The following is a 10,766-nucleotide window of genomic DNA, read 5'->3' as shown; positions in this document are numbered from 1 at the left end:
CTTTACAGCACCACCCCCACTGGCTCGCACTGATCCATCAGTGCCCAACACCAGGTAACGTTCGGCAGGCACATGGCAGACTGTTCCCGAACAGGCAAGCCAAGGCACTGTGTCGGCATACCAGGTTCCCTGATGCAGGCAGAATAGTATCGAGCCTGTGTAACCTTCGCTGATAGAAATGTCGTTCGTTGTAATCAAGTAGCTGAGGTCTGAGTAGCGTACGGTTACAGTAGTAATGCTGAGTCCGCTGAATCGTGGGTCTCTAGTATCCATATTGGCTTGCATATGTGTGTAAGTTAACAACTATGTTACCCATAAGTATTATATTTTTAGTCTTCATAATTTATTCGTTTATAGTTAAAAACGCAACTCGTATTTCACCTTCATTATTATACTGTCCATGAATTTAAAATTCAAATTAATTCTATAGCAGATCCGCTTGTTAAAATTCCTGAAACAAAAAGGATAGCCAGATTAGTCAATTCGCAAAACCCGCTTCCAGTCCGAACCATCAAACTCCATTACATCCTTGGCCCCTATGGACCACATGATTCCATCAGCTGCGCTCAGGTGATAACAAGTTCGTGGAATATCATCCCCGAAATCAACGGGCAAGAGCTTCCCATCTTCCAGCCGATAGACGAAACTGGTAGAAGATACGTACAACTGTCCATCGAAAACCTCCATACCCCAGAGGTCCTCTGTGGTACTTTCATGCTCAATCGCTTCCCATTGATCATTACGTCCCCTAAGCAAGGTTCCGAGCTGGCCGCAGGCATAGACAAAACCGTCCGGCGCGCAGCGAACTTTGTAAAGCGCCAGGTCCGTCGGACTGTTCTGCTGGCTGAATACGGAACCGTCATACTTCCAAATTTCTCCTTCCCAACCCACTGTATAAATTTCCTGTTCGCTGAACCCATCGACAGACTCGAAACTGGTGTCGGTAATAGGAGTGTCACCGACTTGGGCACTCTCGTCAATGCATATCCATTGATCCTCATCATCGCGAACATAGGCCTGCCGACAGGTTCCTACAGCATAAGCTCTACCTTTATCTTTAGCAATACCACGTACTTCACGAAGAGGGCCGCGCTTTCTCGGGTCTACTCCGCAGTTGGCGATATCCTCATTCTTTACAGTGCCGCCGCCACTGGCTTCTACGGATCCGTCGATGCCCAGCATCACGTAACGCTCTACCGGCACATGGCAGACCGTTCCGGAGCAGGCAAGCCATGGCACTGTATCGGCATACCAGGTTCCCTGATCCAGGCAGAATAATATCGAACCCGTATAACCTTCGCTAATAGAAATATCGTTCGTGGTAATCAAATAGCTGAGGTCTGAGTAGCGAACTACTCCAGTACTAATGCTTAGTCCACTGAACCGTTGGTCTCTAGGATCCATATTGGTTTCCATATGTGTGTAAGTTAACAATGATATTACTCCTGAATATTATATTTTTAGTCTTCATAATTTATTAGTTTGTGGTTAAAAACGCAACCCACATTTCACATTCATTCATATACTGTCCATGAATTTTTAAATTCAAATTAATTTATGACAGATCAGAAAGCCAATATTAAAGGCTTACTTGGCTTAGACAGCCAGTTAGTCAATTCGCAAAACTCGCTTCCAGTCCGAACCATCAAATTCCATGATATCCTTGGATCCTATGGACCACATGATTCCATCGGCTGCGCTCAGATGATAACAAGTGCGTGGAATATCGTCCCCGAAATCAACAGGATTGAGCTTGCCATCCTCCAGCCGATAGACGAAACTGATAGAAGATACGTACAAATGTCCGTCAAAAACCTCCATACCCCAGAGGTCTTCTTCGGTGCTGTCATGCTCAATCACTTCCCATTGATCATCGCGTCCCCGAAGCAAGGTCCCGAGCTGGCCGCAGGCATAGACAAAACCATCCGGTGCGCAGCGAACTTTGTAAAGCGCCAGGTCCGTCGGACTGTTCTGCTGGCTGAAGACGGAACCGTCGTACTTCCAGATTTCTCCTTCCCAACCCACGGTATAAATTTCCTGCTCACTGAACCCATCGATAGACTCAAAGCTGGTATCGGTAATCGGAGTATCACCAACCTGGGCACTCTCGTCAATGCATCTCCATTGATCTTCGCCATCGCGAACATAAGCCTGACGGCAGGTTCCTACGGCATAGGCCCTACCTTTTGCGATACCGCGTATTTCACGAAGAGGACCTCGTTTCCTTGGGTCTACTCCGCAACTGGCGATGATCTCGTCGATTTTAGTGCCACCGCCACTGACTTCTACCGATCCATCGGTGCCCAACATCACGTAACGTTCCACTGGCACATGGCAGACCGTTCCAGAGCAGGCAAGCCATGGCACCAGGCCAGCGTACAAAGTGCCACGATACAGTGTGTACAGTATCGAACTGGTGTAACCTTCACTCCTAGCCTCGTCGTGCGTGGCAATCCAATAGCAAAGGTCTGGGTGACGAACAACTCCGGTACTAATGCTGAGTCCGCTTAACCGTGGATCTCTAGGATCCATATTAGTTTCCATATGTGTGTAAATTAACGGTGATGTTACTTCTTAATATTATCTTTTTAATCGTCATAATTTATTTTTTTATAGTTAAAAACACAACCCACATTTCACATTCTTTATGATACTATCCATGAATTCTAAATTCAAATTATTTCTATCACAGATCAGAAAGACAATGCCAAAGGGTTGCCTGGCTTAGACAGCAGGATTAGTCAATTCGCAAAATTCGCTTCCAGTTCGAACCATCAAATTCCATGATATCCTTGGAACCTATGGACCACATGATTCCATCGGCGGCGCTCAGGTGATAACAAGTACGTGGAATATCATCTCCGAAATCAACGGGCAAGAGCTTCCCATCTTCCAGCCGATAGACGAAACTGGTAGAAGACACGTATAACTGTCCATCAAAAACCTCCATACCCCAGAGGTCTTCTTCGGTGCTGTCATGCTCAATCACTTCCCATTGATCATTGCGTCCCCGAAGTAAGGTCCCAAGCTGGCCGCAGGCATAGACAAATCCGTCTGGTGCACAGCGAACTTTGTAGAGCGCCAGGTTGGTCGGACTGTTCTGCTGACTGAAGAGAGAACCATCGTACTTCCAGATTTCGCCTTCCCAACCCACGGTATAAATTTCCTGTTCGGTGAATCCATCAATAGACTCGAAACTAGTGTCGGTAATCGGAATATCACCGACTTGGGCACTCTCGTCAATGCATCTCCATTGATCTTCGCCATCTCGAACATAGGCCTGCCGGCAGGTTCCTACGGCATAGGCTCTACCGTTTGCGATACCGCGTATTTCACGAAGAGGGCCGCGCCTCCTCGGGTCTACTCCGCAACTGGCGATGGGTGCTTCTTCCTTTACAACGCCACCACCACTGGCTTCTATCGATCCATCGGCACCCAGCGCCAGGTAACGTTCGGCAGGCACATGGCAGACCGTTCCCGAACAGGCAAGCCATGACACTGCCCCGGCTCCCCAGATTCCACAATCCAGACTGCACAGTATCGAATCTGTGTAACCTTCGCTGATCGTGATGTCGCTTCTGGTCATCAAATAGCTGAGGTCTGAGTAGCGAACGGTTCCAGTAGTAATGCTGAGTCCGTTGAACCATGGGTCTCTAGTATCCATATTGGTTTGCATATGTGTGTAAGTTAACGACTATGTTACTCCTAAGTATTATATTTTTATTCTTCATAATTTATTGGTTTTAGTTAAAAACAATTCTCTAAAAGCACCTATTTTTTTCTCAATTTAAATTCAAATTATTTCTACAATGCCAAAGGGGGTTGCCTGGCTTAGACAGCCGGATTAATCAATTTGAAGACACCGCTTCCAGTCCGAACCATCGAACTCCATTACATCTTTGGCCCCTATGGACCACATGATTCCATCGGCTGCGCTCAAGTGATAACAAGTGCGTGGAATATCATCCCCGAAATCAACGGGCAAGAGCTTCCCATCTTCCAGCCGATAGACGAAACTGGTAGAAGATTTTTTGGTGCTGTCATGCTCAATCAGCTCCCATTGATCATTGCGTCCCCTAAGCAAGGTTCCGAGCTGGCCGCAGGCATAGACAAATCCGTCTGGTGCACAGCGAACTTTGTAGAGTGCCAAACCGGTCGGACTGTTCTGCTGGCTGAAGACAGACCCGTCGTACTTCCAGATTTCTCCTTCCCAACCCACGGTATAAATTTCCTGTTCACTGAAACCATCAATAGACTCGAAGCTGGTATCAGTAATCGGGATATCACCAACCTGGGCGCTCTCATCAATGCATCTCCATTGATCTTCGCCATCTCGAACATACGCCTGCCTACAAGTTCCCACGGCATAAGCTCTACCTTTTGCGATACCGCGTATTTCACGAAGAGGGCCGCGTTTTCTTGGGTCAATTCCACAGCTTGTGATAGACGCTTCTTCCCTTATAACGCCACCCCCACTGGCTCGCACCGATCCATCAGTGCCCAACACCAGGTAACGTTCGGCCGGCACATGGCAGACTGTTCCGGAACAGGCAAGCCAGGGCACTGTCCCGGCCCCCCAGGTTCCACAATCCAGAGAGATCAGTATCGAACCCGTATAACCTTCGCTGATAGAAATGTCGTTCGTGGTAATCAAGTAACTGAGGTCTGAGTAGCGAACGGTTCCAGTGGTAATGCTGAGTCCGCTGAACCGTGGGTCTCTAGTATCCATGTTGCTCTCCATATGTGTGTAAGTTAATAATGATATTACTCCTGAATATTATCTTTTTAATCGTCATAATTTATTGGTTTTAGCTAGAAATCGTCTAAAAATATGTAAATATTACCTATATATACAATTTTTAATTAATTATTAACACAACTTATATTTCATCCTCATTTAAAGAAATCTCTGTAAAACACAAAAGAGAAACCCGGAACTTTCTCTTTTGTGTAAATTTTTCACTCTTTCCTGCATAAATCCGCCTGGCAACCGTCTCATCTACTGCTTCTTTCTGAGGAATTTTCAGGAAATATTCCTTTTCATCAGATGTAAGGGCAAATTTGACAGCAATCGCGACAACTATTTGGCATTATTTATTGAAATGAGTATCAGCTTAACACATACAGGAAATAAACACCATTACAACCATTTTAGACAGTACCCCATGGCAAAAGAGAAATTGTTGGAAATACTTGTTGAAGAACAAAAAATCCTTATTTTTGAATTGACCATATATATCAAACTAATAACGCAAAAAGAATAGCCAATATCTTTGAATAACTCAAACATAATGAAGCAAAGACCAATTATCAACTACAAAAAAACCAGTTCTCCCGGCGCCTCAGCGAGTCCATCCGACAGAATATTAACAAGCTATTCGACAGAAGCATTGAATAAAAATGGAAATACAGCTTTGAATGGATTAATTTACCATCATAGCCCCGGTCACTTTCTTATGACAGACAATTGGCGAGCTCAATTCTTAATTGACAATGGAGTAAAAATTAAAAATGTCATTAACGGAAATCATAAAAATTCTTTACATCTTGCAATTGCAGAAAGTCATGATGAAATTGAATAACCATTTTGATGCTTTATAATTCTTTTTCAGGTTACAAAAACTAATTCCAATGGGAAGCGAACAGTATATTTTCAGCCTTTATATAACCTCCGGCAGGCAGTATTTTTTGTTTCGGACGGTCCGCCCGTATTTCAGCAACAGTTCCCAGAATGAGGAAGATGAAAGTTCGGAATACGAATCGGCTCAACGTAATATGCTCATCAGTTATGCCGGAAACCTCTATGCACAGAAGATTTTTGCACTTGTAGGCGAATTACACGGGTATCCGATTGGGGATATTTTCTACTCAGATTACGGAAAACCGCATGTTCCGGTGTATTATATGCAAACAGATTTTGGGGAACCGTGGATTGTTTTCGGAACTGCCGATTCCGAAGAAGGATTTTTGACAGAATTAGAAAATGATGAAGATTTGCAAGCCTTAAACCCGATAGGAGATTCCACAAAAATTCACGCCTGTTTCATCACTCAAAATGATTTTAACTTTAAAAATAAATATAAATTTTCATGAAAAAACTATTAACTTTTGCTGTCGTTTTAGCCGGCATTTCATTCGCAAATGCACAAACCATTGAATCAGGAAGCCGCAGTACAGCAGGCTATATCAAATCGGACGGAACGGTAGAAAACAGCAGCCATTCCACAGTAGGTTACATTAAAAATGACGGCTCTATTGAAAATAAAAGTCACAGCACTATTGGCAGAATCAAAAGTGATGGAACTATAGAAAACAAAAGCGGTTCTACAGTTGGCTATGTTAAAAAAGACGGAACGGTAGAAAACAGCAGTCACTCAACCATTGGTTACATTAAAGATAACGGAACTGTAGAAAATAGCAGTCATGGCACCCTCGGCTATGCTAGCGGAGTTAAAAAAGAATGGGCAGCAGTGGCTTTTTTCTTCTTTAAATTGAATTGATAATCGTGGGTTATGCCTTACACCATTAACCATTTTCAGAAAAGACATCAACAGTTGCAAGTTTGTCTATTATCAATCCGTAAAATGTGATCAGGCACGGAATTTAATTTCAGTGTTTGTAATGCGTTTTCTTCAGATTCAATTTTTTCGGCTAAAACGTGTCTAGTCATGAAATAATGATAAAAAAAAACCTTACATTTTAGAATGCAAGGTTTTTATTATTTTGAATATGTCTTCAAGCTTAGAAAGTAATCTTCACACCTCCCAGAATCTGTGCACCTAAGACTTTATAGCCTTTATACGTCTGGTAATTGGAATTCAGAAGATTGTTTCCGATGGCGAAAACGCTGAAGTTTTTGTGGAACTTATATTCCGCGGAAAGATTTAAATCTGCATAGCCGCCTACTTTATCATTTTTGTTTTCAGTAGACTGGTAAACCATTCCCGGATTAGCTACCCCTTCGATGGCAAAAGAATTGGTGGTTCTGTCACTGGCAAAGATGCCTTTGAATCCTAACAGTAATTTTTTATCCAGCATGGTGTATTTCGCACCGATGCTTGCATTGACTAAAGGAACGTTGTATATATCCTCGTAGTTCTTCAGGTCGTACTTGGTAAACCTTACCTCTCCGTCCAATATAAGATTTTCAAGCGGGAAATACTGTACACTTCCCTTGATATCACTTACATTTCCGTCATCATAAACCGCAGAGAACGTGTTCGCGAAATTATAAGCAGAACGGTTCAGGGTAAATACATCATCAAACAGGCTGTTTCCTTTGAAAAACATAATATCTTTCATCTTTCCGTAACCGGCAGAGAAGTCGTATTTGAACGTTTCATCAATATCCCCGCGTAAACCTACATAAAAATGGTACTGAGTCTCTGTAGGCTTTAAAAACTGGTCAGAAACAATGAATGGATTGGCCTGTAAAAGATCTCCATACGTATTAAGCTTTAAGCCTCCGTCTACACCGCCATAGAATTTGAATTCTTTAGCAGCAGCAAACTGGAATTCAGCCTGTGGAAACCAGTACGTTTTATCGGTCTTCACTTCTCCGCCAAGCGGATCATTTGAATTTTTAGCATTCAGGAAAGAGAATGTAGATCCTAACATTAAATAAGAATCTCCTTTTCTGAAAGTTACTTTCGGGTCCAAAGTAGTATTAAAGAAGTTGGATGAATTTTTGTCTACCATTGCAAATTCTGTCTTCACAGCTTCCAATCCTACGCCTAAGTCCGCATTTAAGTTGATGCCTGATTTCCCGATCTCCACAGCATGCTTAGAAAAATTCGCCAAAATGGAAACCTGGTTTTCCTGTGCATCAAAATGATCTTTCAGGAAAGAGGATTTCACCCTTACATCATTTAAAATTTCGTTGGAGTAAAAATCGTAATACCCGTTCACTTTGAACTGGCTCACCCTCTGCTTCAAATCTACATCCGCAGCCGGTTCCAGCGCATAGATCCCGTAATACCTGTTATTATCAAGCCCATATTCAGCATTCAGATTGAATTTTCCTTTTTCACCGTATGAATTTAAGTAAGCTCCGATTGCCGTAGAACTCTGTTTGGAATCCCAGGCATATTCTTTTTTCAGCCCCAGGGTAGAAAGGAAATGGAAATCTGCTCCTACTTCCAGCTTATTATTGATCGTCTTGGAAATATTGGCATCTGCAAGAATTTTCCCGAAATTACCCATCCCGAATTGCAGGTAATTGTTTTGGGCTGTTCCTTCAAACTTCGGAGTCACATCCTGTCCCTGAATCGTGGAAGTTTTAAAATCCGAAACCGCAGGTACATCTGTAATCGTATATTTTACAGGGTTCTGGGATTTCTCTTCCGGCGGATAATTCTTGATCGTTTCCACGGAGGTCTTCTTCTTCTCGATCTTCTTCACCTCCGGCTCCCGCTTCTTATTAAGAATCAGTTTTTCCTCCTTGATCTGGGAAAACGCAAACTGCGAAAACCCTAAAAATAATATGGATAATAATTGAATTTTTCTGTTCATTGCTCAATATTTGTATTAATGTATAATCTGGGATGCATAATGTATTTACTGGACTTTGTACATTATACTTTATACACTTTACTTTTTAATCTGCTTTTTAACCTCTTTTGCTTCTGCTACAATCTCCGGGAAATCTTTATAGTTCTCGATGATCTGATCGCAGGTGTAGCTTGCCTGATAATTATCTTTCAGCCCAACGTAGTTCTTAGCCATCAGTACCAAAGCTTTTGCGCCCCAATAATCTTCGGATGCATAATTATTGGCCAGCTTGAAGATGGTTTCGTTTGAAGACTTGAATCCCTTTCCTTTATTCTGGTAATAAGCCTTTGCATACAATGCTTCTGCTGCCACCGATGTGTTGGAAGATTTTTCAAGCGAAGTATAAGCTGCCTGCGCATCTTTATCTTTCCCCGAATTCATTAAGCTTCTTGCCTTGATCACTTTTGCGGTTTCAATAACGGCTGCCGAGTTTTTCGTATTTGCAATTACTGCATCTGCCAGCTTTTCAGCCTGAGAGAAATCTTTCTCAGCCGCATACATTTTCATCAGTTCTACATTAGCGTAGTTCTTAATGCTGATATCGGAAGAGTTTTTAATATTCTCAAGATATTTTTTGGTTTCTGCCGTATTCCCCTGGGCTATGAAGATCTGCGCCAGACGGGTCTGTGCATCATCCTGGTAATCATTCTGTACCGAGGCCACTTCCTGAAGGACAAGAAGAGCTTTAGTAGCATTATTGGTTTGATAATAGCTTTCTCCCAGCTCGTATTTAGCCTGATAAAGACCTTCTCCGGTAGGATTCTGCGTTAAATATTTTTCGTAATAAGAAATGGCATTCTCATAATCTTTCTTTGTGAAATACTGTTTTCCGGTAGAAAGGTTGATCTCGTCGATCTCGGAAGCATCTATATTCACCCCGATACTTTTTGCAAAGCTTTCATATCCGGAAACATCCCCGTTCTTCGTGAAAACAGGTTTTGCAGCCTGAACGATCTTCTCAGCATAAGCCGTATTTTTATACTGCTCTCCCAAAGATTTAAGCTCGGTGAGCGCTTTATCATTTTCGTTCTGGTCAATATAATTCTGTGCCCTGTAAATAGATGCATTGGCAATAAGATCTTTATCCGAAGAGGTTTTGATCACTTTTGCAAAATAATCATTGGAGTTCGCAAAATCATCCTGAGCAGAATATGCCGTTCCGATTTCGTATTGAGCATCGTCATAATACTCAGAGTCCGGATATTTGGATAAAAGATTTTTAAGATTGGTTATCTTCGCCTGCGTGTCCCCTTTAAATCCTAAAGCCATCGCTTTCTGGTATAAAGTATAGTCTGTGGCATCTTCGTTCTTATCGTAAATCGCAATCGCCTCGTTCAGATCATTGTTGGCATAATGAATATCTGCCATACGGAGCTCCGCATCATTCTTGAATTCAGGCTTCGGATTGCTCAGATACTGTTTGAAATAGGTCTGTGCCTGATCGAATTTCTTAGCTTTGAAATAAGCATAGCCCAAATCATACGGAAGCTGCTGTTTTTCAGGGAAGTTTTCGTTAAGGAGTTTCTCATAACGGGCAATGGCAGACGGATAATTCCCTTTTTGGTAATACACCTGGCCTAACCAGTATAATGCTCTGTTATAAAATTCTTTATTGATATTGAAACCTAAACTTCTCAGGAAATATTTCTCAGCTTCATCATAATTTCCTTTGTTGAATTCCTCTGTTCCCAATAAATAAGAGACCTCCTGATCTATTTTATTGATCTCGGGAGTAGAATTCTGAAGCCTGTCGATCGCGTTCAGGGTTTCTTTATAGTTTCCGGAATACAAATAGGATTTCACAAGGAGTGACCTCATTTCCGGAGCATTGGCCTCATTCTGATTGTTATTGATATAGCTTTGGATCACCGCAGAAGGACTTTCGAACGGGTTTCCGATATCGTAGCTTAGTTTTGCATACTGTTCATGCGCTAATTTCTTAACCTTAGCATCGTAGTCCATCTGGTAAGAGGAACGGAATGCCGAAAGGGCTTCCTGCTTTTTATCTACTGCCAGATAGGCATTTCCAAGCTGATAGTAGGCATTCTGTGCCAGCGCCGAATTGCTGTTGACAAGCTGGTTGTAATAAGAAACCGCTTCATCATATTTTTTCAGCTGTGCAGCCACAAATCCCATTTCATAAAGGTCATTTTCAGAAGGGTTCTGCTGTACACTCAAATAATCTTTAAGGTGCGGATATGCAGAAGTATAGTCAT

9 protein-coding genes are annotated in these 10,766 nt (G+C 42.4%); 3 read left to right on the top strand and 6 right to left on the bottom strand.

Annotation, left to right across the window (positions count from 1 at the left end; translation table 11 throughout):
* Window positions 1-474 precede the first annotated feature (474 nt).
* The 4 genes from IX38_RS21530 to IX38_RS21515 all read right to left on the bottom strand — a co-directional run bounded on the left by IX38_RS21530 (window position 475) and on the right by IX38_RS21515 (window position 4,741).
* Window positions 475-1,416 (bottom strand): beta propeller repeat protein, encoded by a 942-nt coding sequence (locus tag IX38_RS21530; protein ID WP_034708130.1) that lies wholly within the window; start codon window positions 1,414-1,416, stop codon window positions 475-477.
* Between the two features lie 192 nt (window positions 1,417-1,608).
* Window positions 1,609-2,544: a beta propeller repeat protein gene (locus tag IX38_RS21525; protein WP_228378024.1), complete on the bottom strand. Its 936-nt coding sequence runs from the start codon at window positions 2,542-2,544 to the stop codon at window positions 1,609-1,611.
* Between the two features lie 193 nt (window positions 2,545-2,737).
* Complete coding sequence (locus tag IX38_RS21520) at window positions 2,738-3,664, bottom strand: beta propeller repeat protein (RefSeq protein ID WP_034708128.1); 927 nt, start codon at window positions 3,662-3,664, stop codon at window positions 2,738-2,740.
* 180 nt (window positions 3,665-3,844) lie between these two features.
* Window positions 3,845-4,741, bottom strand: a complete 897-nt coding sequence (locus IX38_RS21515) for a hypothetical protein (protein WP_228378023.1) — start codon at window positions 4,739-4,741, stop codon at window positions 3,845-3,847.
* Between the two features lie 550 nt (window positions 4,742-5,291).
* Here IX38_RS21515 and IX38_RS21510 point away from each other — a divergent pair.
* The 3 genes from IX38_RS21510 to IX38_RS21500 are packed head-to-tail and all read left to right on the top strand — an operon-like array spanning window position 5,292 to window position 6,500.
* Window positions 5,292-5,582 carry a hypothetical protein gene (locus IX38_RS21510; protein ID WP_034708124.1) on the top strand — a complete coding sequence of 97 codons (291 nt, stop codon included), beginning with the start codon at window positions 5,292-5,294 and terminating at the stop codon, window positions 5,580-5,582.
* Window positions 5,583-5,631: 49 nt separating this feature from the next.
* The gene (locus tag IX38_RS21505; RefSeq protein ID WP_034708122.1) at window positions 5,632-6,093 is read left to right on the top strand and encodes a hypothetical protein; all 462 of its coding nucleotides are present in this window, start codon (window positions 5,632-5,634) and stop codon (window positions 6,091-6,093) included.
* Window positions 6,090-6,500, top strand: a complete 411-nt coding sequence (locus IX38_RS21500; protein ID WP_034708120.1) for a 5-fold beta-flower protein — start codon at window positions 6,090-6,092, stop codon at window positions 6,498-6,500. The genes IX38_RS21505 and IX38_RS21500 overlap by 4 nt, the downstream gene beginning before the upstream one ends.
* A 241-nt stretch (window positions 6,501-6,741) precedes the next feature.
* Here the strand turns inward: IX38_RS21500 and IX38_RS21495 are convergent, their stop codons facing one another.
* A complete protein-coding gene (locus tag IX38_RS21495; protein WP_034708117.1) occupies window positions 6,742-8,511 on the bottom strand; it encodes a TonB-dependent receptor in 1,770 nt (589 codons plus the stop codon).
* A gap of 78 nt (window positions 8,512-8,589) precedes the next feature.
* Window positions 8,590-10,766 (bottom strand): tetratricopeptide repeat protein (locus IX38_RS21490; RefSeq protein ID WP_034708114.1); only part of this gene is annotated, 2,177 nt, incomplete at its 5' end.

The organism is Chryseobacterium luteum (assembly GCF_000737785.1).
GTDB lineage: Bacteria > Bacteroidota > Bacteroidia > Flavobacteriales > Weeksellaceae > Chryseobacterium > Chryseobacterium luteum.
The sequence above is the reverse complement of the archived record's forward strand: the minus strand, read 5'-3'. Positions and strand labels throughout refer to the sequence as shown.